At 63.8% G+C, this 22,413-nt stretch carries 23 protein-coding genes; 10 read left to right on the forward strand and 13 right to left on the reverse strand.

All coding sequences use genetic code 11. The features are described 5' to 3' along the window. Window positions 1–3 precede the first annotated feature (3 nt). Genes flgK through CLU94_RS02085 form a run of 3 tightly spaced genes read left to right on the forward strand, consistent with a single transcriptional unit; the run spans window position 4 to window position 3,336 of the window. Window positions 4–1,365, forward strand: coding sequence for a flagellar hook-associated protein FlgK (gene flgK / locus CLU94_RS02075; RefSeq protein ID WP_099664394.1), 1,362 nt, complete (start codon window positions 4–6; stop codon window positions 1,363–1,365). A 10-nt stretch (window positions 1,366–1,375) separates the two neighbouring features. Further along, entirely contained in the window at window positions 1,376–2,287 is a 912-nt protein-coding gene (gene flgL, locus CLU94_RS02080; RefSeq protein ID WP_099664395.1) for a flagellar hook-associated protein FlgL, read from the forward strand. A gap of 5 nt (window positions 2,288–2,292) precedes the next feature. Then, window positions 2,293–3,336 (forward strand): hypothetical protein, encoded by a 1,044-nt coding sequence (locus CLU94_RS02085; RefSeq protein WP_251349175.1) that lies wholly within the window; start codon window positions 2,293–2,295, stop codon window positions 3,334–3,336. Here the strand turns inward: CLU94_RS02085 and CLU94_RS02090 are convergent. The 3 genes from CLU94_RS02090 to CLU94_RS02100 all read right to left on the reverse strand — a co-directional run bounded on the left by CLU94_RS02090 (window position 3,333) and on the right by CLU94_RS02100 (window position 7,074). Beyond that, window positions 3,333–5,498, reverse strand: coding sequence for a putative bifunctional diguanylate cyclase/phosphodiesterase (locus CLU94_RS02090; protein ID WP_180278557.1), 2,166 nt, complete (start codon window positions 5,496–5,498; stop codon window positions 3,333–3,335). The genes CLU94_RS02085 and CLU94_RS02090 overlap by 4 nt on opposite strands. Before the next feature lie 118 nt (window positions 5,499–5,616). Continuing rightward, window positions 5,617–6,462 (reverse strand): DUF5672 family protein, encoded by an 846-nt coding sequence (locus CLU94_RS02095; RefSeq protein ID WP_099664397.1) that lies wholly within the window; start codon window positions 6,460–6,462, stop codon window positions 5,617–5,619. A gap of 156 nt (window positions 6,463–6,618) precedes the next feature. Continuing rightward, window positions 6,619–7,074 (reverse strand): hypothetical protein, encoded by a 456-nt coding sequence (locus CLU94_RS02100; protein ID WP_099664398.1) that lies wholly within the window; start codon window positions 7,072–7,074, stop codon window positions 6,619–6,621. Between the two features lie 182 nt (window positions 7,075–7,256). On the opposite strand from CLU94_RS02100, the gene CLU94_RS02105 reads away from it, so the two are divergent. After that, on the forward strand, window positions 7,257–7,724 hold the full coding sequence (locus tag CLU94_RS02105) for a PACE efflux transporter (protein ID WP_099664399.1): 468 nt from the start codon (window positions 7,257–7,259) through the stop codon (window positions 7,722–7,724). On the opposite strand, the gene CLU94_RS02110 is transcribed toward CLU94_RS02105, so the two are convergent. Continuing rightward, complete coding sequence (locus tag CLU94_RS02110; protein WP_099664400.1) at window positions 7,700–8,581, reverse strand: LysR family transcriptional regulator; 882 nt, start codon at window positions 8,579–8,581, stop codon at window positions 7,700–7,702. The genes CLU94_RS02105 and CLU94_RS02110 overlap by 25 nt on opposite strands. Window positions 8,582–8,655: 74 nt before the next feature. Between CLU94_RS02110 and CLU94_RS02115 the strand changes: the two genes are divergently transcribed. Beyond that, window positions 8,656–8,859: a DUF3460 family protein gene (locus CLU94_RS02115; protein WP_099664401.1), complete on the forward strand. Its 204-nt coding sequence runs from the start codon at window positions 8,656–8,658 to the stop codon at window positions 8,857–8,859. Between the two features lie 25 nt (window positions 8,860–8,884). Here the strand turns inward: CLU94_RS02115 and CLU94_RS02120 are convergent, their stop codons facing one another. After that, the gene (locus CLU94_RS02120; protein WP_369811599.1) at window positions 8,885–9,634 is read right to left on the reverse strand and encodes a YcbK family protein; all 750 of its coding nucleotides are present in this window, start codon (window positions 9,632–9,634) and stop codon (window positions 8,885–8,887) included. 125 nt (window positions 9,635–9,759) lie between these two features. After that, the gene (locus CLU94_RS02125) at window positions 9,760–10,593 is read right to left on the reverse strand and encodes an EAL domain-containing protein (protein WP_099664403.1); all 834 of its coding nucleotides are present in this window, start codon (window positions 10,591–10,593) and stop codon (window positions 9,760–9,762) included. 234 nt (window positions 10,594–10,827) lie between these two features. Between CLU94_RS02125 and CLU94_RS02130 the strand changes: the two genes are divergently transcribed. Continuing rightward, on the forward strand, window positions 10,828–11,640 hold the full coding sequence (locus CLU94_RS02130; protein ID WP_099664404.1) for a class II glutamine amidotransferase: 813 nt from the start codon (window positions 10,828–10,830) through the stop codon (window positions 11,638–11,640). Window positions 11,641–11,706: 66 nt separating this feature from the next. Here CLU94_RS02130 and CLU94_RS02135 read toward each other — a convergent pair whose 3' ends face one another. Continuing rightward, window positions 11,707–12,237, reverse strand: a complete 531-nt coding sequence (locus CLU94_RS02135; RefSeq protein ID WP_099402317.1) for a GNAT family N-acetyltransferase — start codon at window positions 12,235–12,237, stop codon at window positions 11,707–11,709. A gap of 462 nt (window positions 12,238–12,699) precedes the next feature. On the opposite strand from CLU94_RS02135, the gene CLU94_RS02140 reads away from it, so the two are divergent. Continuing rightward, window positions 12,700–13,755, forward strand: a complete 1,056-nt coding sequence (locus CLU94_RS02140) for a sulfate ABC transporter substrate-binding protein (protein WP_099664405.1) — start codon at window positions 12,700–12,702, stop codon at window positions 13,753–13,755. 63 nt (window positions 13,756–13,818) lie between these two features. Here CLU94_RS02140 and CLU94_RS02145 read toward each other — a convergent pair whose 3' ends face one another. After that, window positions 13,819–14,319, reverse strand: a complete 501-nt coding sequence (locus CLU94_RS02145; protein ID WP_099664406.1) for a hypothetical protein — start codon at window positions 14,317–14,319, stop codon at window positions 13,819–13,821. A 175-nt stretch (window positions 14,320–14,494) separates the two neighbouring features. Here CLU94_RS02145 and CLU94_RS02150 point away from each other — a divergent pair, with 175 nt between their 5' ends. Then, window positions 14,495–14,713 carry a TOBE domain-containing protein gene (locus tag CLU94_RS02150; protein WP_034757699.1) on the forward strand — a complete coding sequence of 73 codons (219 nt, stop codon included), beginning with the start codon at window positions 14,495–14,497 and terminating at the stop codon, window positions 14,711–14,713. Window positions 14,714–14,764: 51 nt separating this feature from the next. On the opposite strand, the gene CLU94_RS02155 is transcribed toward CLU94_RS02150, so the two are convergent. Genes CLU94_RS02155 through CLU94_RS02165 form a run of 3 tightly spaced genes read right to left on the reverse strand, consistent with a single transcriptional unit; the run spans window position 14,765 to window position 17,223 of the window. Beyond that, on the reverse strand, window positions 14,765–15,193 hold the full coding sequence (locus CLU94_RS02155; RefSeq protein WP_099664407.1) for a DsrE family protein: 429 nt from the start codon (window positions 15,191–15,193) through the stop codon (window positions 14,765–14,767). Between the two features lie 42 nt (window positions 15,194–15,235). After that, the gene (locus tag CLU94_RS02160; protein WP_099664408.1) at window positions 15,236–15,985 is read right to left on the reverse strand and encodes a LytR/AlgR family response regulator transcription factor; all 750 of its coding nucleotides are present in this window, start codon (window positions 15,983–15,985) and stop codon (window positions 15,236–15,238) included. Continuing rightward, complete coding sequence (locus CLU94_RS02165; protein WP_099664409.1) at window positions 15,982–17,223, reverse strand: sensor histidine kinase; 1,242 nt, start codon at window positions 17,221–17,223, stop codon at window positions 15,982–15,984. The genes CLU94_RS02160 and CLU94_RS02165 overlap by 4 nt, the downstream gene beginning before the upstream one ends. A gap of 416 nt (window positions 17,224–17,639) precedes the next feature. Here CLU94_RS02165 and CLU94_RS02170 point away from each other — a divergent pair, with 416 nt between their 5' ends. Beyond that, the gene (locus CLU94_RS02170) at window positions 17,640–18,518 is read left to right on the forward strand and encodes a serine hydrolase (protein ID WP_099668125.1); all 879 of its coding nucleotides are present in this window, start codon (window positions 17,640–17,642) and stop codon (window positions 18,516–18,518) included. On the opposite strand, the gene CLU94_RS02175 is transcribed toward CLU94_RS02170, so the two are convergent. After that, window positions 18,519–19,451, reverse strand: coding sequence for a DMT family transporter (locus tag CLU94_RS02175; protein ID WP_099664410.1), 933 nt, complete (start codon window positions 19,449–19,451; stop codon window positions 18,519–18,521). 109 nt (window positions 19,452–19,560) lie between these two features. Between CLU94_RS02175 and CLU94_RS02180 the strand changes: the two genes are divergently transcribed. Further along, entirely contained in the window at window positions 19,561–20,460 is a 900-nt protein-coding gene (locus tag CLU94_RS02180) for a LysR family transcriptional regulator (RefSeq protein ID WP_099664411.1), read from the forward strand. A 7-nt stretch (window positions 20,461–20,467) separates the two neighbouring features. Here CLU94_RS02180 and CLU94_RS02185 read toward each other — a convergent pair whose 3' ends face one another. Further along, window positions 20,468–22,390, reverse strand: a complete 1,923-nt coding sequence (locus CLU94_RS02185) for a methyl-accepting chemotaxis protein (protein ID WP_099664412.1) — start codon at window positions 22,388–22,390, stop codon at window positions 20,468–20,470. Between the last annotated feature and the right edge of the window lie 23 nt (window positions 22,391–22,413).

The raw sequence follows: 22,413 nt of genomic DNA on the forward strand, positions 1-22,413 counted from the left end.
CCAATGAGCATCATCAGCAATGCATTGTCAGGCAGCATCGCCGCCCAGGCCGCACTCAATGCGGCCAGCCAGAACATCGCCAACCTGCAAACGGCGGGCTACACGCGCCAGGGTGTGTTGCTGTCATCGCTGGGCGCCACCGCCGGCGTACGCTCGGCCGGCAATGGCGTGGAAGTGTCCGCCTTGCTGCGCTTTGCCGATGCATATAAAAGCCAGCAAATGTGGCGCGCCGCGTCCGACCAGGGCGCCCGTTCGCAGACCCAGCCTTACCTGACCCAGCTCGAGCGCGTGATGGGCGACGATGCTTCCAGCATCAGCAACGGCATCGACGGCTTTTTCGCCGCCCTCAACGCCTCGGCCGTCGACCCGACGTCGACGCCGCTGCGCCAGCAGATCATCACCTCCGCCGACTCCATGGCGCAGCGCTTCAACAGCATCAGCACCGTGATGGGCAACCAGTTGCTGTCGTTGCAACAGCAACGCGCAGCGATCGTGCCGCAAGCCAATACCACCCTGGCCAATATCGCCGCGCTGAACCAGCGCATCAGCACCGCCACGGCCTCGGGCACGAACGTGTCCTCGCTGATGGATGCGCGCGACCAGCTGATCGACGGCCTGGCCTCGCAAATGGGCATCGACGTCCTCGACCAGCCGGACGGCTCGCGCAATATCGCGCTGAAATCGGGCCAGCCGCTGGTCATCGGCAGCCTGGCCGGCACCTTGACCAGCAGCATGACGAACACGGGCGACCAGGTCCTGAGCCTCGATTTCGCCAAGTCGTCGTACAACCTCGATCTGGTGGCCATCGGCGGCCAGATGGGTGGCCTGGGCGAATTCGAGAAAAATACCCTGAAACCGCTGCAGCAATCGCTGCAAGACATGGCCACCCAGCTGACCAGCAAGGTCAACGCGCAACTGGCCCTGGGCAAGACCATGGCTGGCACATCCGGCGGTCCCCTGCTGGCCTACGCGAATGGCAAGCTGAGCATTACCCCCGGCTTCAACGCCAAGGACCTGGCCCTGTCGTTGACAGGCGCGGCCGGCGACAGCGGCAATTTGCAGGAATTGATCAATATCAAGAATCAACCGATCAGCGTCAGCTGGGTGGGTTCCGTCCTGATGAGCGATGCGGACACGCAGCTCGTCGGCAAGCTGGCCATCTACAGCCAGCAGAACCAGGCCCTGCTGAAGACTTCCAACACGGTGCGCGCGCAAGCCATCGACGACTGGAAGTCCACCAGCGGCGTGAACAAGGACGAGGAAGCGATGAACCTCGTCGAATTCCAGAATATGTACCAGGCAAACATGAAAGTCATTTCCGTGGCGAATACCTTGTTTGATGCCACTTTGCAAATGATGGGTTAAGGAGAAGATCATGCGTGTCGCCAGCAGCCAGTACCAATCACTGATTAATATTTCTCTTCAGCAAAATCAAGAGCGCATCAATTACCTGACCCAGCAGATGGCCTCGGGCTTGCGCATCCAGCTGCCATCGGACGATCCGATCGGCAACGTGCGCATTTCGCGCCTGACGCGCGAGCAAGCCATGGTCACGCAATACCAGGACAATATCGCCACGGTGAAAGTGCGCCTGCTGAAAAACGAAAACTATCTGACCAGCATGGTCACCGACATGGGCCAGGCGCGCGACCTGCTGGTATGGGCCGCCGACGGCGGCAATGCGCCGGACGACCTGAATGCGATGACGCAATCGCTGATCGCCATGCGCGACAGCGTGCTGTACACGGCCAACCTGAAGGACCAGGAAGGCCGCTACATGTTTTCCGGCACGGATACCGACAAGCCGGCCATCGCGTTCAATCCCGCTGCAGCCCCCGGTTCGCGCTACACGTATAACGGCAACACCGCCACGCAGACCGTGGTGGTGGGCAATGGCGTGACGCAGGCGGCCAACGTCGACGTGGACAAGCTGGAAGTGTGGCTGAACAAGATCGACCAGGCCATCGATACGCTGGGCAAGCCTGGCGTCAGCCCGAACGACCCGGCCGTGCGCAGCGTGGTTGGCGCGGCGCTCGATGGCACCGATGACGGCATGGATTTACTCTCTGGCAAGATCGCCATCTTTGGCGGCGCGCAAAACATCCTGACCACGCTCTCCGGCAACCTGGCCAACGTCTCGTTGTCGAATGACATGGCCTTGTCCGACTTGAAGAAGACCGACATGGGCGCGGCCGCCATCGAGCTGAACGGCTACCAGACGGCCCTGCAGGCAACATACAAGGCGTACGCCAAGGTTGGCACCCTTTCCCTGTTTGATCTTCTCTGACCATCATGCAAATCGTTCAGACTTCCTCCTCGTCCGGCGTCAATGCCAAAGGCGCCGGCACAGCCCGCGTCGTCGATGACGCGTCCGCCGCGGTCAAAAGCGGCGCCAGCGCGCGCAGCGAGGCGCCGGCGGCGAGGAGTTCGACGGCGAGCCTGCAGCGTGGCCTGAGCAACTGGGATCACCAGCTGCAGGGAGAAATTTCTAACGCGCAACAAACCCTCGACTACCTGGACCGCAGCAGCAGCCAGTTGCAAGCGCTGAAGAGCGAACTGGCGGCCAAGCTGGCCGCGCGCCAGGGCCGCGAAGGACAAGTCGAGGCCAGGGTACGCCAGTTCAGCAATACCTGGCGCCAGCGCGCCAGCGCCTCGGGCGGCACGCTCGACGCACAGCTCAGCTATACGAGCCCGCAGGCGGCGCAACAGAACTTCAGCATCCGCGGCCTGACCATGGCCAGCCTGCAGGAAGGCCCGCAGGAAGTGCTGGCCTTTTCCGTCGGCGGCGCGAACCAGGCCTTGCGCTCGGTCAACATCGAACCTGGCTTGAGCCAGAGCGAAATCGTTTCCCGCTTCGACCGCGCACTGATGCCGTCCGGCATCGGCGTCAAGCTGGGCGAGAACGGCGAACTGGTGTTCAGCACCTCGGAAGCGGCCTGGGCCAACGTGCGCGACAGCCTGTCCGTGCGCGGCAGCGGCATCCGCTACCCGACCGGCCAGATGAGCCGCGTGCGCACGGATGCGGAACCGGCCGCCATCGCCCCGGAAGAATGGAATACCGGCGACACGGAAGCCCTGCGCGCCACCTTGCAGCAAGTGGTGCAGGCGCTGGCGCAGTTGCAGGCGGCGCGCAGCTCCGTCAGCCTGGCCCTGGCGCAAGCCACGGGACGGGTGGCCCGCGCGCAACCGGTACAAGTGCACGTCAGCATGGATACCTTGGCGGAAAACTTCATGGAAAAGGCCCGCCAGCCCGGCTATGAATCGCTGCTGGCGATCAGCTCCGCACTGGTCGGCATCAGCCGCGAACGCGTCGTCGCGCTGCTGGGCCTGGATTAGAAGCGCCGGCCCGCGGCCAGCATTGCACTCAGCTGCTCCACAGGCACCGCGCCTGAAAATACATAACCCTGCGCATAATCGCAACCGGCGGCCCGCAGCAAGTCACGCTGCGCGGCCGTTTCCACGCCTTCCGCCACCACTTTCAGACCCAGCCCCTGCGCCAGGCTGATGATGGCCGCGCAGACGGCCAGCGCCGCGCCTCCCGCCCCCAGTTCCCGCACCAGCGAAGGGTCGAGCTTGAGTACCTCGAGATCGCCCCGCTTCAGGCAAGCCAGCGAGGTGTTGCCGGCGCCAAAGTCGTCGAGCGCCAGCGCCAGGCCCATGGCGCGGAACTGGCGCAGACGGTCGGCCACCGGGCGCGCCTCGTCGAGCAGCACCGCTTCCGGTGCCTCGATGACGATGGCGCCCGGCGCCAGGCCCGCCCGCGCCAGCGCATTGCCCCAGTCCTGGTAGAGCGCGGCATCGCAGCGAAATTCCACGGCCGACTTGTTGATACAGATCTGAAACACGGCGCCATGCGCCGTTTGCCACTGCCGCGCCTGGCTTACGACCTGGCGGAAGACCCACTCGCCAATATCGATGATCAGGCCGTTGGCCTCGGCGAAGGCGATGAAATCGGCGGGCAGCAGCAAGCCGCGCAGCGGATGGCGCCAGCGCAGCAGCGCCTCGGCCCGCTCGATACTGCCATCGCACAGGCGGATGATGGGCTGGTAATGCACTTCGAACTGGTCCTGCGCCAGCGCCAGGCGCATCTCGCGCACCGTCGCGCGGCGCAGGTCGGCCGCCTGCTGCAAGGCCGGCGTGAAATAGCTGTAGCCGTTGCGCCCCGCGCTCTTGGCCGCATACATGGCCTGGTCGGCATGCCGCAGCAAGCTGTCCGTCGCCTCCCCGTCGGCCGGGTACAGCGCCACGCCCACGCTGGCCGACACGTGCCCCGTGTCGCCGTCGAGCACGAAAGGCAGGGCCAGCGCCGTCGTCAACTCCTGCAGCACGCGCTCGATGCCGCCCAGCTGCCGCACGCCGGCCAGGATGACGGCGAATTCGTCGCCGCCCAGGCGCGCGACCGTATCGCTGGCGCGCACCCGCTCGCAGATGCGCAGCGCCGCCTGGCGCAGCAGCATGTCGCCCTTCTCCTGGCCCAGGCGGTCATTCACCAGCTTGAAATGATCGAGGTCGATGAACAGCAAGGCCAGGCAACCGCCTTCGCGGCTGGCGTGGCGCACCTCGTGCTGCAAGCGGTCGAGCAACAGGTGGCGGTTCGGCAAGCCCGTCAAGGGGTCGAAATTGGCTTGCCGCCAGAGGCGCTCGGACGCCGTGCGCTGCACCGTGATATCGCTGACCAGCGCCAGCGCCCCCAGGTAGGCGCCGCCGGAGTCGAAGATGGGATTGGTGGCCAGGGTGGCCCACAAGGTGCTGCCGTCACGCCGCAGGAACTTGAATTCGTGGCGCTCGACGATGCCATCCTGGCGCCGCGCAATGTTACGCTCCAGGATGGCGCGCCCCTCGTCATCCATGAAGGCGGCCAGCGGCTGGCCCAGCATATCCTCGATCTGGCAACCGAGCATCTGCGCCATCTTCGGATTGACAAAGCTGGTCAGCGCCTGCGCATCGATTTCCCAGATGCCCTCCTCGGCGCTGTGCACGATGCGCCGGAAACGCTCTTCGCTGCGTTCCAGCGCGGCCAGCTTGCCTTCGGCCTGCTCCAGCACCAGGCGCAGCGCCTGGCCGTTGGGATCGGCGCTGCCCAGCAAGCTGACGGGCAAGCCAGCCTCGCGCGCGCCGGGACGCCGCCGCACCTGCAGCTGGATACGTTCGGGCTCGCTGCTATTGAGCACGCGCTGCACGAATTGCTCGAAATCGTGGCGGAACGCCTCGTGCACATACGAACGGAACAGCACGTGGCCAAGGCGCTCGCGCACCAGGCCGAACAATTCGGCCGCCACCAGGTTGACTTGCACGATCACGCCATCGAGGCCGAGCACGAAATAGGCGACGGGCGCCAGCAGGTATAAATCGTTGAAATAGGCTTGCTCGCGCTCGGCCTTCACCCGTTCAGGGCTGAAGACGCCATCGTCAAGCAAGGGAGTGGCCGGCCACGGCACGGGGTCCTGGCCATGCAGGGAGGAATCAGGAGCTGAAACCGCATGCGGTGTATTGTCCATGGCTATCCTTTGCACCACCGCCCAGACGATCAGGCGGATGCTGTCCCGAGACTAGCATGCGCAAGGCTCAGTGTCGAGCGATGCATGGCGGCAGCCGGCGCAGCGGCCGCCAGGACGGCTAGGCGCGCGGCAACGCTGGGCGCGAGCGGGCGTGCGTGAGCGCGTGCATGCCTGTACGCAAGGCAAGCAGGCAGGCATCGCCGAATAGCGCCGCGCCGCCGTTGATGCGCCGGCGCAATATCCGGGCCGCCATCCGGTAGCGGCCGGAGCGATACAGCTGCTTGATCAGCCCGCGCGCGGTTGGCGCATGCATTATGGCATCGTCGCACTTGCGCAGGTAATCGGTCAGTTCCGTGTCGTCCAGCACTTCGCCAAAGTTGAAAAAACCATGGAAACCGAACGTGGGACCGGCCGGCATGATGCCTTCGAAGGCAAAGCTGGAGGCTAGGCCCGCATCGGCGAAACGCACGCCGAACTCCTCGCGCAGCCGGTCGCCATGCAATTCGCAGATCGCATAATCCTCAGGATGGGGTTGCGTGATGGCCAGCTGCGGCAAGATGTCATACAGGCGCCGCGAACGCAGCGAGAAGCCGCCATTGCCGACGGCCACCGGACGATGCGACCACGGTGCGCCGATATAATCGCAGTCGAGGAAAGCGCTCTGCCATTGACGCGCATCAACGATGAAACTGTCCCACTGCATGACGAGCGCATGCGTGCCGCTGAAATGGGCGCCCAGCTCATGCACCATGAATGCCGAATACGCTTCCACGCTCTCGATGGGGGCGATCAGCACCTGGCGTATATGCGGGGGCAAGTCATGCAGGCGGGAAGTGAACAGCAGGCATTCCTTGAAATCGGCGCCGGCCAGGCAGCGCTCGATGGCAAAACTGGCCAGCTCGGGATAACGCGTTTCCACGCACACCAGGCTGATGTCGCGAAGGTCCAGCTTGTCTTTGTGCATTACAGGCTTTTCATCGAATGTAGGCGGAGGGCATGCCAGGCGCGGGCATGGCATATTTTGCAACGCCCGCATGATACAGCGCAAACGGGAGCGGGACAAGAGGCATGGAACATGGGGCATGCGGCATGGCCGCCCGGCCCCCGCGGCGCGAACGGCTCAGCGGCCCATGCCGCGCCGGCGCAAGCCGAAATCATGCCCCACCACCAGCAAGGTGCTGGCCACCAGGCTCGACAGCCCCACGATCAGCTGGATCAACTTATCGTCAGGCAAGATCCACAGCGACCCATCCGGCGTCTCGCAACCCGTGGCCGCGCTGATCAGGGGAGAGACCCAGGCCGCGTCCGGCGTCACGTCGAGCACGACGGCGCCGTCGGCGCTCGTCTGCATATAGATATCGCCCCCTTCGGCCAGGGTAAAGCAGATGCCCACGCCCGTTTCCGTGGCGCGGATATTGTCCTGCATGCTGCGGTTATGTTCTTCGATCCACACTTCCACGTCGTACGGCGTTTCCAGGTGCTCCCACGGACGGGGACGGAAACGGGGACGTTCGTCCGCGCCGGCGGGGGTATCGGCGGGGGTATCGGGGATGTTGCTGTCTGCTGCGCCTTGCATGCTCGTTGACCTTTTCTGCGGTGATGCGGCGGGACCGGTTGCCTGCCAGCCGCCATTATCCACCGTTCGCGGCACGCACGGTATTCCCACAACGAATCCATCAGAAAAACTGACAGCTATCGACTTCAAACATCAGCACACCTGACTTAAAATATGCGCCATCTCTTCTTTACAGGCTTTACATGCAAGGCATCAAACGCAAAATCGTCTACGTCACCGCCTTTGAAATCATCGGCATGGCCATTTCCACGGCCTGGCTGACCCTGCTTTCGGGCGAGTCGCCCACCAGCACGGGGCCGCTGGCGATCATGATCACCACCATCGCCGTGATCTGGAACCTGCTCTACAACACGGCCTTCGAATACTGGGAAATCCGCCAGGTGTCGCGCACGCGCACCGTCTGGCGCCGCATCCTGCACGCGATCGGCTTCCAGATCACCCTGGTCATCTACCTGATCCCGCTGATCGCCTGGTGGCTCGATATCAGCCTGTGGCAAGCGTTCGTGCTGGACTTCGCGCTGATGCTGATCATCCCGTGCTACAGCTTCATTTTCAATTACTTCTTCGACGGCCTGTTCGGCGTGCCCCTGTCGGCGCAGCAGCCGAAGGAAGAAGCCACTGACGTTCAGGCTGCTTCGCTGAGCAACTGAAGAAAGGACCGCGCCGCCATGCCCAGCGGCCGGTCCTTCATCCACACCAGGTGGATGGGCACGACCAGGCCATTGCCCGTATTCTTGAACGCCACGCAGCGTACCCGCCCCGCCGCCAGAGAATGCTGGATGGCCGAGGCGGCAAAGTTGCCCCATCCCAAGCCCGCTTCCACCATGGCCAGCGCCATCGGCAAGCTGTCCGTGCGCCAATAGGACAGCCCCACCACGGGGCGCGCATCGGCCAGGTCGAGTTCGCGGCTGGCGACGATGATCTGGCGCAAATTCACCAATTCCTCGATATACAAGGGCTGGCCCGCCGCGCTGGGCGGATGCTGGGTGGAAATAATCGCCAGCAAGGCATCGCTGCCCACCAGCTGGAACTGTTCTTCGTGATTGATGCGCCCGCCTGCGAAAGCCATGCAGGCGCTGATGCGGCCCCGGTGCAGCATGTCGAGCACATCGTCCTGCGGCGCCGTCAGCACTTCGATGTCGAGCAGCGGATGGCGCTGCGACAGCGCGCGCACGGCGGCCAGGAAAGGCGTATGGTCAAGCTCGGCCGCGATGCCCAGCGAAATGCGGCTTTCCAGCCCCTGCGACAATTCCTGCACGTGCAGGTGCAACTGCTTCAACTGCTCGGCGATCAGGCGCGCGTGGGGAAGCAGGGCCAGCGCGGCCGGCGTGGGCACGGCTTCGCGCGCGCCCCGGTCGAACAGGGTGATGCCCAGTTCCGCCTCGATATTGGCCATCGCCATGCTGACGGCCGACGGCGCCCGCCGCAAGGCGCGTGCGGCGGCCGAGAACGAGCCGCCGTCGACGACGGCCAGGAACAGTTCGATGTTATGGCTGGAGAGTTTCATGGGAAGCTGGAAACGGGCGGCGCTTTTCCGCCGCTGGCGATAGAATGAAAGAAATGTCAACAGCAGGAGGAGCCATGACTCGTCCACTTCCCTACCGCCGCGGCGGCTATGTCTCGGAATTCACGCGCTTCATCGACGGCTATCTGCGCGAGCATCCCGAGGCGCAAGCCAGCCAGCGCCTGGGCTGGCGCATTTACTGGGAACGCCCCGTGAATTTCGACGCATGGCGGCGCGCCGGCAACGACAGCGTGCCGGAACCGCCGTATCACTATGACTAGCGTGACTAGCGCTCAGTGCTAACGCTTAACCCTTCCAGGTGCGCTGCAGGCCCGTATCCGCATGGATCCAGCCGCCACGGGGGCCGGAGCGGTAATAGAAGCCCACGCCGCCCTGCTTGAAGCTGCGCACGAGCGAACCGAGCACTTCAGCGTTCAAATTCGCCACGCGGATGTCGGCGGCGCGGCCCGAGATGTGCAGCGACTGGCGCGCAGCCGGCACGCCCGCTTCGCGCAGGCGGCTGTTCGACTCGGCCGTGCGGTAGCCCGACAAGATTTCCAGCGGCTGCTCGATGCCGTAGCGGGCCACGAACGCCTGCGTGCCCCACAGGGTTTCCAGCAGTTTCGGGTCGATGGGCGCCGTCTTCTTGCCGTTCACGTCGCGCAGCAAGTGGCACAGTTCCTGGTAGGCGGAATCGATGACTTCGCCATCTTTCCAGTACAGCAACCTGGCTTTTTCATTGCTGGCCGGGCGCACCACTTCCAGGGTGCGGGGCTTGAGCCAGAATTCCAGGTCCAGCGCCTGCGCGTCGAAGATGTCGGGAGGCGGTTCCATCTCGGTGATGGCCGCGCGCGGCTGCGAGGTGATCGAGCGGTCGATGCTGGCCAGTTGCGTCGGCTGGGGCGGCACGCCCGTGCGCGGCGCGCGCGGCTTGGCGCTGGCCGAAGCCGAGGCGGGAGCGGCCGTGCGCGAGGCGCAGCCGATGAGAGGGGTGGCAACCAGGCCCAACGCGGCCAGGCCCATACCATGGTGTAGAAAGTTTCTGCGCGATGCCATAGTCAGTCCAATATAACGATGGGAATACTATAGCGTATTGTGCTGCGAAGAAAAACCCTCATTTTCTATCGTCTCTGCCTGTTTCTCACGTATTTTCCGCTGAGCTTGCTTAAGCGGGAAACCGCTCACGCGGCGGCGCTGGCGGCCGCGTCCTGCTTTGCCTGCGCCAGCGCCGTCAATGGCTTGTCGAGCAGATAACCCTGGGCCACGATGGGCAAGCCCGTGATGGCGGCGACGCGCTGCAGCGCAGCCAGCGCGGCCGGCGTGTCGAGGCGCTTGAAGACGACGCGGATTTTCGCCGCATGGCACAGGGTGACGAAGCTGGCGACGGCCTGCTCGTCGCTGACGTTTCCCGCGTCGAGCTTGAACGCATGCGGGTGCAGGCGCTCCAGCATGCCCGTGGCCTCATGCACGCTGGCCACGTTGATGGCCAGGCGGAAACCATTGCGCCGGTAATTGTCGGCCACATAGTTGAGCAGCCAACCCTGGTTCGGCGTGACCGTCGGCAACTGCAGCACGATGCGCTCGATGGGCAAGCCCAGCGCGTCGAGGATGCGCTGGAAGGCGTGGCCGTGATTGCTGCTGACGGCGCTCAACAGGCGGTCATGCACGTTCAGGTACAGGTCGGCCTGCTCCGCTTCCGCCTGCCGGAAAAAATTGATGGCGTGCAGCATGCGGCACAGCCGATCCAGCTCCACGGATTCATCGTCGCTGGCCGCATGGTCGAGCAAACGCCACAGCGACAAGCCCTCGTCCGCCTTCGACACGCTGCGCGCCAGGCCCTCGAACGCCACCAGCTTGCCGCTTTCAAGTTCGCGCAGCGGCTGGAAGGCGCTGGTCATGGTGCAATTGAAAAAGCGCCCCAGCGCCCTGCCCTCCCCGTCGAGCCAGACGCTGGTGCCGGCCTGGGTTTGGTGCGACAGGCGGGCCAGGTAGTTTTTCAGGACGGGAAATGGCATACGTGCTCCTTCATCGGGCTGCGCCAGCTGCCCTGATGGGGAAGGCGGCGCCAAAGTGTGCAGAGTAAGGCAGCGCCAACCAAAGGAGAACGAATGGTTTCGCCATTTGATATGCGCCCAGCATATATGGCCGCAATGACGGACAGCGCATAACGATAGTCGGAAACATTCGTTCCGGCGGCCTGCCCCGGCCTTTACTGTGGACAGGTACCGATACCATCAGGAAGGGCAGCCATGTGCCAGTTACTCGCAATGAACAGCAGCAAGCCAGCGGCGCTGGGATTTTCCTTTGCCGGCTTTGCCGAACGGGGCGGACGCACGGACGAGCATCGCGACGGCTGGGGCATCGCCTATCATTCCAGTAGCGGCTGCACCTTGCTGACGGACCACCTGGCAGCCATCGATTCGCCGCTGGCGGCCCGGGTGCAGCAGCATCCCGTGAAAGCGAAAAACATCGTCGCGCACATCCGCAAGGCCACGCAAGGCCGCATCGCGCCTGAAAACACGCACCCGTTCGCCCGCGACCTGTGGGGCAAGACCTGGTCCTTCGCCCACAATGGCGACTTGAAAACGTGGCGCGCACCCGCCAATGCGCACTACCAGGCCAGCGGCGACACGGACAGCGAACAGGCGTTTTGCCACTTGCTGGCCCGCTTGCGCACGCAGTTTCCCCTGGGAGAACCAGCGCGCGCCCACTTGCGCGCCGCCATCGCCGAGGTCGCCAAGGAGATCGCCGCGCACGGCACCTTCAATTTCATCCTGTCGGACGGCGAGTTGCTATTTGCCCACTGTTCCACGCATTTGCACTACGTGATACGCGAATACCCGTTTTCCGTGGCGCAACTGATCGACTGCGAGCGCAGCATCGACTTTCGCCAGCATAATCACCTGGACGACCGCATCGCCGTCATCGCCACGCATCCATTGACGCAAAACGAGGATTGGCTGGCGTTCGCGCCCGGCGAACTGAAACTGTTTGCCGGCGGCACCTTGCTGCCGGCAAACGATAGCGCGCAACAAGGCGTGTATATCCAGATCAGTTACTGAAGGGAAATATTCAAAGGGAGGAAATGGCCCGCCGCCGGATGGGCGGGCTGAGGTGCAAGACCGGCGTCAGGCCGAATTGCAGTTGCAAAAGCGCTTGCGCTTGGGGTCGCCGCTGGCGATGCCTGCGGGGTCAATCTGTTTCCAGCAAAAAATCGTTTCCACGCCATACGGCGAGCGGACATTGCCCGCCTCGACATACCCCTGCTTGACGAAAAAGGCCTGGCTGCTGGCCGTGCTGTGCAGTTGCAAAGCCTTGATGCCCCACTCGCGCGCCTGCGCTTCCAGCTGCTCCACCAGCGCCTTGCCGGCGCCGCGGCCTTGCGCCTCGGGCAGCAGGTAGCACAGGGCCAGCTTGCCGGCGCGCGTCAGCAAGCCGACGCCGACGACGGCGCCCGCCTCGACTGCGACCAGCGAAAAATTGGTGGGCGACGCGAACCAGCACGCCACCATCTGCGGTGTTTTATTACCCAGCCAGGCTTCCAGGATGGCCGGATCGTCCCGATGATCGAGGCTGCAGCATTCGACGATGGAGCGTCGTAATACGTTGCACGCCTCGAAAGCGTCGGTCGATGTTGCAATACGAATTTCAAGACTCATGTACGCTCACAAAATATTCCAGTTGCCGATGCAGGCGGTTTTACCCCTGTATCGTGCGATTCGACTATACACCAAGCGGCGCTTTCGGGTTTTTTGCCGCACGCCACGGACCGGTTTTGCCTATGGCGCCATGCGTGCAGACTAAGTGCTGATGCGCATCTTGCCCACGAATGTTTCCAGAAATCGATATATGTTTTTTAGCGCAAACGGGAATCGAATCTAAGAGCCTATCCCCGCAGGGAGCGTCTTCTGCTGGCAGCGCATCAGGAGCGCGGACAAGGCGTGAGGAGGACGCGTGGCGAGCCACGCGACGACGATCAACGCAGTCCCCGCTTCTGAGGGGCGCCAGCAGGGGATGTATTCATCTGCTGGGATAGGCTCTAAGCATATTACGAAAAATTCGTTTCTTTTCCGGCCGGAATTTTAGACTATGTCTATCTATTCTCACAACAAGAGTTCAACATGACCCATTCCAACGCCGTATCGACTGCCGCAGCAACGCTCACCCAACGCTCGCGCCGCTGGTTCCTGGCCAGCGCCCTGGCCGCTTCCGCTGCCGCCATGAGCCTGCCGATGGCCGCCAGCGCCGCCGAACCGGTGGTCTTGCTGAACGCGTCCTACGACGTGATGCGCGAACTGTTCAAGGACGTGAATCCCGCATTTATTGCAGATTGGAAAGCCAAAACGGGCGAAACCATCACCATCAAGCAATCGCACGGCGGCTCCAGCAAGCAGGCGCGCTCCGTCGCCGATGGCCTGGAAGCGTCCGTCGTGACCATGAACCAGGCCAATGACATCGACATCCTCGTCGACCGCGGCCTGGTGGTGGCCGACTGGGCCAAGAAATTCCCGAACAATGCGGCGCCGTTCTACTCGACCATGGTGTACCTGGTGCGCAAAGGCAACCCGAAACACATCAAGGATTGGGACGACCTGGCCAAGCCCGGCATCAAGGTCATCGTGCCGAATCCGAAAACCTCGGGCAATGGCCGCTACACCTACCTGGCGGCGTGGGGCTATGCCGTGAAAAAAGGCGGCAGCGAAGCGCAGGCGCGCGAGCTCGTTACCAAGCTGTTCAAGAACGTGCCCGTGCTCGACGGCGGCGGCCGCGGCGCCACCACCACCTTCACGCAGCGCGAAATCGGCGACGTGCTGGTGACGTTTGAAAACGAAGTGCAACTGGTGCGCGCCGAATTCGGCGACAACTTCGAAGTCGTGTATCCAAGCATCTCCATCCTGGCCGAGTCGCCGGTGGCCGTCGTCGACAAGGTCGTCGACCGTCGCGGCATCCGCAAGGAAGCCACGGCCTACCTGCAATACCTGTACTCGGAACCGGGCCAGGAACTGGTCGCCAAGCACTATCTGCGCCCCCGTTCGGCGGCAGTGGCGAAGAAATACGCAGCCAGCTTCAAGCCGATCACCCTGTTCACCATCGATGACGTCTTTGGCGGCTGGAAACAAGCGCAAAAGAAACATTTTGACGATGGCGGCGAGTTCGACAAGATTTATCAGAAGTAAGCTTGCGCTACATCAATAAAAAAACCGGGACGAGTCCCGGTTTTTTTTATTGGCAGCGCCGCGTCACTGTTTTTTCAGCAGCAGCTTGAATTGCGGCAGCCAGCGCCCGTCCACCAGCATCTCGCTGGCCGCCTCATAGGCATCGCCCGACGGCGTCCAGCGCACGCGGTACGTCAGCGCCTTGCCGCTGGCGCCCACGTATTGCGTGGCAGGAAAGTCGAGGCCGCCGTCCGCCGGCAACATCGTGCCGCGGCTGTAGCCGCCGCTGTTTTCCACATACAGAAAGGCCACCTTGCCTTCGGCGGCATCGTGGTAATACGTGGTTTCGCCCACGTAATCGGGCTTGCCGGGGCTGCGCACCGTGTGCACGTCGCGCAGCATCCGGCCGCCATACAACCACTGGAAACAGTGCTCATCCGTCTGCTTACCACCAGGAAACTCTCCCTTCCAGCAATGCCCGGCCAGGAAAGCCATCGGTTGCAGGGCAGCGGCCGGTTGCGCCAGCGCGGCAGAGGTGGGCAACAGCAGGGGCAATAACAGGAACGACAGCAAGCATGGACGCATGGCAAACCTCCGCGTGGATAGACGGACGAGTATAGGCGAATAATATGCTTGCGGCGGCATCCGCGCACCATTTCCGCATATCGATATGCGCATCGATTCGTGGTCAAAAGCGCGCGCGCGCCGTACTCTGGCCATGTCGCGCCGCACGGCGTATTACGGGTACAAAGGAAATATCATGGCTATCTCGGAAGTAAATGTACGCAACCAGTTTCGCGGCAAGATCAAGGAAATCATCTTTGGCCCCGTGGTGTCGGAAGTGGACGTGGAAACGCCGCACGGCATCGTCACGTCGGTGATCACCTCGCGCTCGATCAAGGACCTGGACCTGAAAGTGGGCAGCGAAGTCATCGCGCTGGTGAAATCGACGGAGGTGTCGATCGCCAAGATCCAGTAAGCATCGCCTGTCCATGCGCCGCGCCCTTGCCATCTGGCAACGGCGCGTGCATCAGGGCTTGATATACACATAGCCTTCCTGCGCCTGCAGGCGGCTCAGTTCGGCCACGCCCGACGGCACGATGACGGCTTCGGGCAGCACGCGCTGGCGGTCGATATTGCGTCCTTGCAAGGTGTTATTGCAGACGCGAAAGCTCACTCCCCGCTTGACCAGCTCGCGCACCACCACGTCATACGGAGTGCCCTGCTTGTCGATGGCGCCGTCGAGCAGGAAGTCGATGCCGGGACCGTGGGCGACCAGCACGATGGTGGCTTGGGGGCTGGCATCGAGGTGGTTGCGGATATTCCTCAGCGCAGCCGTGGCATTGCTGGCGTCATTGACGTGATACACGACCTTTTCCTCCTTCTGCGCCCCCTGGGCGGCAGTACAGGAGAGCAAGGAAAGAAGGATGGCGGCGAACCAGCGGCGTAGAATTGTCATGAAAAGTCCATATGGTGGCAGATTAAAAACATTGCCATCATATCAATCCCTGAACAAATAGGTAAACGTGCGGCTGACGGGCAGCTTTTCCGCGCTGCCGCGCAGCAGCACCTGCATGCGCTCGGCGTCGATGCGTTCGGCCGCCTCGATGGCCTTCACGTTGACCATGGTGCCGCGGTGGATTTGCCAGAACTGCGCGGGATCCAGCCCGCCCAGCAAATCCTTCAGCGGCGTGCGCACCAGCGCTTCCGAGCCGGCCAGCACCACGCGCGTGTACTTGGTGTCGGCCTGGAAGAACAGCACGTCGTCGATGTCGATCAGGCGGATCTGCTTGCCCACGCTGGCCTTGATCCATTTCAGTTTTTCGCGCGGCGGCGCCGGCAGCGCCGCGCGCAGCGACTGCAGCAGATGAGCCATGTCGGCCGGCTGGGCGCCCAGCTTGTCGCGCAGCCGGGCCAGCGCCCGCTGCAAGCGCTCGGCCTGCACGGGTTTCAACAGATAATCGACGGCGCCCGCGTCGAAGGCGTCGACGGCATACTGGTCATACGCGGTGACAAATACCACGTGCGCCCGCGTGCCGATACGCTCGGCCACTTCCAGGCCAGACAGGCCCGGCATGCGGATGTCGAGGAAGACCACGTCCGGCTCATGCTCGAGGAAACCGTCCCAGGCATCGTTGCCGTTTTCCGCCACCAGCACGATGCGCGCCTCGGGCCAGGCCAGCGCCAGCATCGTTTGCAGGCGTTCGCGCATCAGGGGTTCGTCTTCGGCGATCAGGATGGTGGCATTCATGCGGCGGTTTCCTTCAAATCCATCGGCAACACGATTTCGGCGAGCACGCCCGCTTCCTCGCCATTTTGCACGTGCACGCAGGCAGCGGCCGCGGCCAGCTGCAGCCGGCGGCGCACATTTTCCAGGCCCAGGCCGCCTCCAGGCGCACTCGCGGCGCCCAGGCCCACGCCGCTATCCTGCACGCGCAAGCGCATGGCGCCGTCCCCGTCCAGCACGGCCGAGACGACGATCTCGCCGCCCCGCAGCGAGGGCTCGATGCCATGCTTGATGGCGTTTTCCACCAGGGTCAGCAAGATCATGCTGGGCACTTGTATCTGCGCCAGGCCGGGCGGCAAGTCGAGGCGGAAAGACAGGCGCGCGCCCAGGCGTACCTGCATCACTTGCAGATAGGCTTGCACCACGTCGAATTCCGTTTGCAAGGGCACCTGGTCGGCGCGCATTTCGGCCAGGCTGGCGCGCAGGAAAGCGATCAGGTTGGCCGTCAGCGCGGCCGCCTGCGCCGCCCCTTGGGCGCCCTGCTCGGCCAGCTGCTGCACGGCGCCCAGGGTATTGAACAGGAAATGCGGTTCGATTTGCGCGCGCAGCAGGCGCAGCTGCGATTCGCTCAGTTCGCGCGCCAGGCGGTCGCGCTCGGCATCCTGCTGCAGCTGCAGGGCCAGCGCCTCGTACTGGCGGTTACGCCAGAGCACAACGATAGTCATCGGCACCATATACACCAGCCCGGCCGTCAGCGCGGCCCAGCCGCCCACGCGCGCGCCCCGCTCGAGCGCCACGCCGAGGGAAGCATGGCCTTCCAGCATGGCGCGCAGCACGCCGATCGCCACACCGGCCAGGGCCGGCACCAGCAGCAGCAACAGTACCTTGAGCTTGCGCTGCGCCAGCTTGCGGTAATTGAACCAGACCCCCAGCACGCCCCAGGCCATCGCCAGGCCCAGGACATTGCTGAACACCACAGCCTTGCCCCAGCCGACCTTGTCGGGCAGCAGCAGGTGAAGCACGACGCCGATGCAGCTGAACAGCAGCATCAGCCTGGCCGCCGCCAGGTAAAAGCCGGCGCCCCGGTACTTGAGCATGAAGGCGTGGAATTGCTGGCGCTCGATCGGCGTCAGGGTGATGAGCCGCAACGCCACCCAGCGCCGCCAGCCAGGCGGCAACTGGGCCGCCGTGTCCGGATGCGCAAGCACCCTGAGGGTTTCATCGTCGTAACAGCGATACCATCCGGCAAATTTTTCCCACATGCTGCGTTCTCCTTGTCGTGTCAATCAGGCATGAACGCAGTCTACGGCGCCCCTGTTGCAGGGCATAGCGTGGGGCGACGAAGCACGAAGCGGCAGGCATCAACGACGAAGCGCGCGGCGCCTGCCGGACCATGGCTGCCAATATTGCTGAAATAATACGAAGTTTCCAAGACGAAATCAATAATCGCGCAACAATTTTCACTACGGCAAGAATAGCCCCGTTTATTTGCCAAATTGGCCGCTACACAGCCTGCGGCGCCCTTATCCCGTAGACATCGCTTGATCTTTAATGGTATTGTTTAAGCTTGGCAAATATTGCCTCCGAGATACACGCCGCGTCCCTGCGCGGCCCGCTTCCGGATTTGCGCGCAGCGCCCACGATGGCGCCCCAAAACTGCTTTCCCACATACAATCCCATGCTCAAAAAAATGTTCGCCGCGGTGCTGATGACGCTTTCGACAGCGGCCATCGCCGTGCCCTTCGGTTCCCAGTCGATCCTGGTGGTCGAAGACGGCACAGGCAAAGTCTTGCTTGAAAAAAATTCCAACGTGGTGGTGCCCATCGCCTCGCTGACCAAACTCATGACGGCCATGGTCGTGCTCGACTCCAAGGCGAATATGCAGGAAGAAATCAGCATCGACCGCGAGGATGTCGACACCTTGAAGCACAGCACGTCGCGCGTGCCCGTGGGCGCCACGCTGAGCCGCCACGACGTGCTGCAACTGGCGCTGATGTCGTCCGACAACCGCGCCGCCGCCTCGCTGGCGCGCACCTTCCCCGGTGGCCCGACGGCGTTTGCCGTGGCCGTCAACGCCAAGATCAAGGCCCTGGGCATGCGCCAGACCGTGATCGAGGAACCGACGGGCTTGTCGCCGAACAACCAGTCGACGGCGGCGGACCTCGTCAAGATGGCCGTGGCCGCCTCGCATTACCCGGAAATCAGCCGCATCACCACCGATTCGAAGGACGTGATCCAGATCAAGGGGCGCGACGTGGAATACCACAACACGAACCGCCTGGTGGGCGCCAAGGGCTGGGATATCGGCCTGTCGAAGACGGGCTACACGAATGAAGCGGGCCGCTGCCTGATCATGCGCATCAAGTCGGCCGGCAAGTTCGCCACCATGATTTTGCTCAACGCGCGCGCCAATTCCGTGCGCGCCATGGACGCCGTCAACATCCGCCGCATGCTGGCGGCCGAAAACGGCATCGAAGAACCGAAGGTGATGCGCGCTTCCGTCAGCCGGCACAAGAAGGCGCCGGCGAAGCCTGGTAAACGCCGCCGCGCAAAATAGTTATTTCGCTTGCCGGTTGGTCATCACCACGCCGGCAATCGTCACCGCCCCGCCCACCAGCATCGAGGCGAGCACGGGCTCGCCCAGCAACCCCGCCGCCAGCACGATGCCGAACACGGGCACGAGGTTGTTGAACACGGCCGTGCGCGACGGTCCCAGCGCTTTCACGCCTTCGTAATACCAGACAAAGCCGATCACCGTGCCGAACACGCCCAGGTAGCCGATGGCGGCCCACACTTGCCAGCCGAAGCTGTGCCATGGCACGGTCGGGAATTCCACGGCCGCCCCCACCAGCAAAAAGGCCAGGCCCCACATCGACGCATACGTGGTGGCGGCAATCGGCGACAAGCCCTTCAGCGCCACGCGGCCGATCAGGGTGTAGGCGGCCCAGCTGGAAATGCCGCAGAACATGAACACTTCGCCCATGCCGATGCCGCCGCCCGTGCCGTGCAGCACGCCGGCCAGATCGCCGCGCGTGATGACGATGGCCGTGCCGCAAAACGCCAGCATGATGCCGAGCCACTTGAAGGAACCGAGCCGTTCGCGGAACAGCATGGCCGAGGCCAGCGCCGTGACGATGGGATTCAGGGCCACGAACAGGGCCGTGCGTCCCGCCGGCATGCGCGACAGGGCCGCCAGGAAGCACAGGTTATATAAAAAGATGCCCGTCAAGCCCAGGGCCGCCGTCGTCGCCAGCTGCTTGCGGTCCAGGCGCGGCAAGCCCCCTTCCAGCTTCCACGCCAGCACGACGAGCAGCAGCACGGCCACGCCGAAGCGGCCGCTGGCCGCCGTCATGGGCGGCATCTGCTGCGCCAGCACGCGCCCGGCGATAAAGGTGCCGCCCCAGAACAGGGCGACGAAAATCAGTTTGATGTAGACGAGCGGCGACTGCGCGGCGAGCAGCGGGGCCTGGGGGACGGCGGAAGAAGACATGGGATATCCTGTAAAGCCGCTTGTGCGGCGAGTGGTGTGCGTATATATTAATACTAATATCAACTCATGAAATAATGAGTAAATACTCATAACTCAACAAAACCACACCATGACCTTCACGCAACTGGAAATTTTTACCCTGGTGGCCGAACTGCACGGCTTTTCCGCCGCCGCCGCGCAGCTGGGCATCAGCCAGTCGGCCGTCTCGCATGCATTGAAGGCGCTGGAAAAGGAGATGGGCGTGGACCTGATCGTGCGCCACCAGGCCTCGGCCGAACTGACGGACGTGGGCCGCCAGCTACTCGTGCGCGCGCGCGAAATCCTCGGCCTGTCGGAAGCCATGCGCCAGGAAGCGGCCGACGTGCTGGGCCAGCGCCAGGGCAGCCTGCGCATCGGCTCCTTCGGCCCGACGTCTTCCTTGAATCTGCTGCCGGCCATCACGGCGCAATTCCGCCTGCGCTATCCGGGCATCGACCTGCGCATCGACGAAGGCGCCGACCATGAGGTGGTGCAGTGGATACGCGAGCGCAGGGTCGATGTCGGCTTCGTCGTGCTGCCCGACGAGCGTTTCGACACGGCGCCGCTGGTGGAAGACCAGATGATGGCGCTGGTGCCGCGCAGCCATGCGCTGGCCGGCGAAACCGCCATCACCCTGGCGCAGCTGTGCGAGGGGCCGTTCATCATGTCCGAGGCGGGCTGCGCCTGCCTGATCGAACCGCTGTTCGCCAACGCGGGCTTGCAGCCGCACGTGCCCTACCGCATCAGCCAGGTGATCACCATCCTCGACATGGTCAGCCGCGGCGACGGCCTGTCCATCGTCGCCGAACTGGCCCTGCCGCAGCGCCTGCGCGAGCAGTATCCGGAGCTGGCCGCCCTGCCGCTCAATCCGCCCGTCAGCCGCAAGGTGGGCCTGGCCGTGCGCGACCGGCGCCAGAACACGCCCGCCACCAACGCCTTTTTCGAGGTGGCGAAGCAGATGGCGCCGACCCTGGCGCCACGGCGGGTCTGAACACGACTTAAAAAGTCTCCCACTCCTCGGACTGTTCCGTCTTGCGGGCGGCCGCATTGGCGGCAGGACGGCTGGCGATGCGCTGCACGACGGGTGGGCGCGCCACCGGTTTGACAGGCGCCGGCGCCTGCCCCTCATCGAGCTTGAACACGCCCACCACCTGCGCCAGGGTGCTGGCCTGGTCTTGCAGGCTTTCCGCCGCGGCGGCTGCCTCTTCCACCAGGGCCGCATTCTGCTGCGTCACCTGGTCCATTTGCGCAATCGCCTGGTTCACCTGCTCGATGCCGGAGCTTTGCTCGGCGCTGGCGGCCGTGATCTCGCCCATGATGTCGGTGACGCGGCGCACGCTGTCGACGATTTCCTGCATCGTCGCTCCCGCCTCGTCGACCAGGCGGGCGCCCGAATCGACCTTGCCCACCGAATCGTCGATCAGCAGCTTGATTTCCTTCGCCGCGCCGGCGGAGCGTTGCGCCAGGCTGCGCACTTCCGTCGCCACCACGGCAAAGCCCCGTCCCTGCTCGCCCGCGCGCGCCGCTTCCACGGCCGCATTCAAGGCCAGGATATTCGTCTGGAAGGCGATGCCGTCGATGACGCTGATGATATCGACGATCTTCTTCGACGAATCGTTGATCGAGGCCATGGTATCGACCACCTGCGCCACCACTTGCCCGCCCTTGCTGGCCACGCCGGACGCCGATTGCGCCATCTGGTTGGCCTGGCGCGCATTGTCCGCGTTCTGTTTCACCGTGCTGGTCAGCTCTTCCATCGAGGCGGCCGTCTCTTCCAGCGAACTGGCTTGCTGTTCCGTGCGCGACGACAGGTCCTGGTTGCCGGCGGCGATTTCCGAGGACGACACCTTCACCGATTCGCTGGCCGTGCGGATTTTCACGAGAACGGCGGCGATCTTGTCGATGAAGCGGTTGAAGGCGCCGGCGATCTGCGCCAGTTCATCCACGCCGGAAGCGTCGAGGCGGCGCGTCAGGTCGCCTTCGCCCGAGGCGATATCGTCGAGCGCATCGCGCACCAGTTCCAGGCGCTTGAGCATTTTGAACACCAGCAGCGACAGCAGCAGCGCCGCCAGCCCCGTCAGCAGCGCGGCCGTGACGGTGGCCGTCGTCAGCATCGTCTGCAACGCTTGCATGGCTTCCTGCTGGTCCAGCACCACGGCCAGCAGCCAGTCGGTGCCCGCCACGCGCGTGACATACAGCTTGCCGTCGCGCTCATCGAGGCGCACGGCATCGCTCGTGCGCGTGCTTTCCAGGCGGTTGACCTGCGCGGCCGACAGCGCCGCATCGAGTTTCGCCACCGGCTGCAGGCTCAAATCCTTGTTCGCATGGGCGATGATGGTGCCGCTCTGGTCGACGAGGAAGGCAAAGCTGTGCGGCGTCGGCTTGATCGCCACCACGTTGGCGATCACCGTATCGAGCAGCACGTCCGCGCCGGCCACGCCGCTCAGCGCCTCTTTCGGCCCGACAGGCGCCGTGAACGACACCACTAGCTTGTGGCTGGCCGCGTCCACATACGGCGGCGTGAGCATCGGCACGCCCGCCTTGACGGTGTCCGTGTACCAGGCGCGCGCGGTGGGATCGAAATCGGCCGGGCGGCCCGGATGGGTAAACACGGAGCGCTTGTCCGCGTAGCCGATGAACACTTCCGCAAAATCGCCGGCCTTTTCCGCGATCTGGAAGGCGCGCAGCGGATCAGGCGTCTCGGCCGACATGACGATGGACGCCATGACCTTTTTCTTGCCATCGACCCATTGCGCCAGCACGGCCGACTGGCTTTGCAGCAGTTGCTGCATCTGCTGGTCAGACGACGCCAGCATGCTGCTGCGCGTGGTGACGTAATTGGCGACCGACAAGGCCAGCATGGACAGCACGACGATGGCCACGCAAATGAGTACCAGCCGCGTGCGAAGGGAAGACAACATGATGGACTCCTGGTTTTGATGTT

The sequence above is a fragment of the Janthinobacterium sp. 13 genome, assembly GCF_002749695.1.
Lineage (GTDB): Bacteria > Pseudomonadota > Gammaproteobacteria > Burkholderiales > Burkholderiaceae_D > Janthinobacterium > Janthinobacterium kumbetense.

What these genes read in the sequence shown, in the direction of transcription:
- flgK (WP_099664394.1), top strand. Translation starts at nt 4, where the DNA reads ATGAGCATCATCAGCAATGCATTGTCAGGCAGCATCGCCGCCCAGGCC.
- flgL (WP_099664395.1), top strand. Translation starts at nt 1,376, where the DNA reads ATGCGTGTCGCCAGCAGCCAGTACCAATCACTGATTAATATTTCTCTT.
- CLU94_RS02085 (WP_251349175.1), top strand. Translation starts at nt 2,293, where the DNA reads ATGCAAATCGTTCAGACTTCCTCCTCGTCCGGCGTCAATGCCAAAGGC.
- CLU94_RS02090 (WP_180278557.1), bottom strand. Translation starts at nt 5,498, where the DNA reads ATGGACAATACACCGCATGCGGTTTCAGCTCCTGATTCCTCCCTGCAT.
- CLU94_RS02095 (WP_099664397.1), bottom strand. Translation starts at nt 6,462, where the DNA reads ATGCACAAAGACAAGCTGGACCTTCGCGACATCAGCCTGGTGTGCGTG.
- CLU94_RS02100 (WP_099664398.1), bottom strand. Translation starts at nt 7,074, where the DNA reads ATGCAAGGCGCAGCAGACAGCAACATCCCCGATACCCCCGCCGATACC.
- CLU94_RS02105 (WP_099664399.1), top strand. Translation starts at nt 7,257, where the DNA reads ATGCAAGGCATCAAACGCAAAATCGTCTACGTCACCGCCTTTGAAATC.
- CLU94_RS02110 (WP_099664400.1), bottom strand. Translation starts at nt 8,581, where the DNA reads ATGAAACTCTCCAGCCATAACATCGAACTGTTCCTGGCCGTCGTCGAC.
- CLU94_RS02115 (WP_099664401.1), top strand. Translation starts at nt 8,656, where the DNA reads ATGACTCGTCCACTTCCCTACCGCCGCGGCGGCTATGTCTCGGAATTC.
- CLU94_RS02120 (WP_369811599.1), bottom strand. Translation starts at nt 9,634, where the DNA reads ATGGCATCGCGCAGAAACTTTCTACACCATGGTATGGGCCTGGCCGCG.
- CLU94_RS02125 (WP_099664403.1), bottom strand. Translation starts at nt 10,593, where the DNA reads ATGCCATTTCCCGTCCTGAAAAACTACCTGGCCCGCCTGTCGCACCAA.
- CLU94_RS02130 (WP_099664404.1), top strand. Translation starts at nt 10,828, where the DNA reads ATGTGCCAGTTACTCGCAATGAACAGCAGCAAGCCAGCGGCGCTGGGA.
- CLU94_RS02135 (WP_099402317.1), bottom strand. Translation starts at nt 12,237, where the DNA reads ATGAGTCTTGAAATTCGTATTGCAACATCGACCGACGCTTTCGAGGCG.
- CLU94_RS02140 (WP_099664405.1), top strand. Translation starts at nt 12,700, where the DNA reads ATGACCCATTCCAACGCCGTATCGACTGCCGCAGCAACGCTCACCCAA.
- CLU94_RS02145 (WP_099664406.1), bottom strand. Translation starts at nt 14,319, where the DNA reads ATGCGTCCATGCTTGCTGTCGTTCCTGTTATTGCCCCTGCTGTTGCCC.
- CLU94_RS02150 (WP_034757699.1), top strand. Translation starts at nt 14,495, where the DNA reads ATGGCTATCTCGGAAGTAAATGTACGCAACCAGTTTCGCGGCAAGATC.
- CLU94_RS02155 (WP_099664407.1), bottom strand. Translation starts at nt 15,193, where the DNA reads ATGACAATTCTACGCCGCTGGTTCGCCGCCATCCTTCTTTCCTTGCTC.
- CLU94_RS02160 (WP_099664408.1), bottom strand. Translation starts at nt 15,985, where the DNA reads ATGAATGCCACCATCCTGATCGCCGAAGACGAACCCCTGATGCGCGAA.
- CLU94_RS02165 (WP_099664409.1), bottom strand. Translation starts at nt 17,223, where the DNA reads ATGTGGGAAAAATTTGCCGGATGGTATCGCTGTTACGACGATGAAACC.
- CLU94_RS02170 (WP_099668125.1), top strand. Translation starts at nt 17,640, where the DNA reads ATGCTCAAAAAAATGTTCGCCGCGGTGCTGATGACGCTTTCGACAGCG.
- CLU94_RS02175 (WP_099664410.1), bottom strand. Translation starts at nt 19,451, where the DNA reads ATGTCTTCTTCCGCCGTCCCCCAGGCCCCGCTGCTCGCCGCGCAGTCG.
- CLU94_RS02180 (WP_099664411.1), top strand. Translation starts at nt 19,561, where the DNA reads ATGACCTTCACGCAACTGGAAATTTTTACCCTGGTGGCCGAACTGCAC.
- CLU94_RS02185 (WP_099664412.1), bottom strand. Translation starts at nt 22,390, where the DNA reads ATGTTGTCTTCCCTTCGCACGCGGCTGGTACTCATTTGCGTGGCCATC.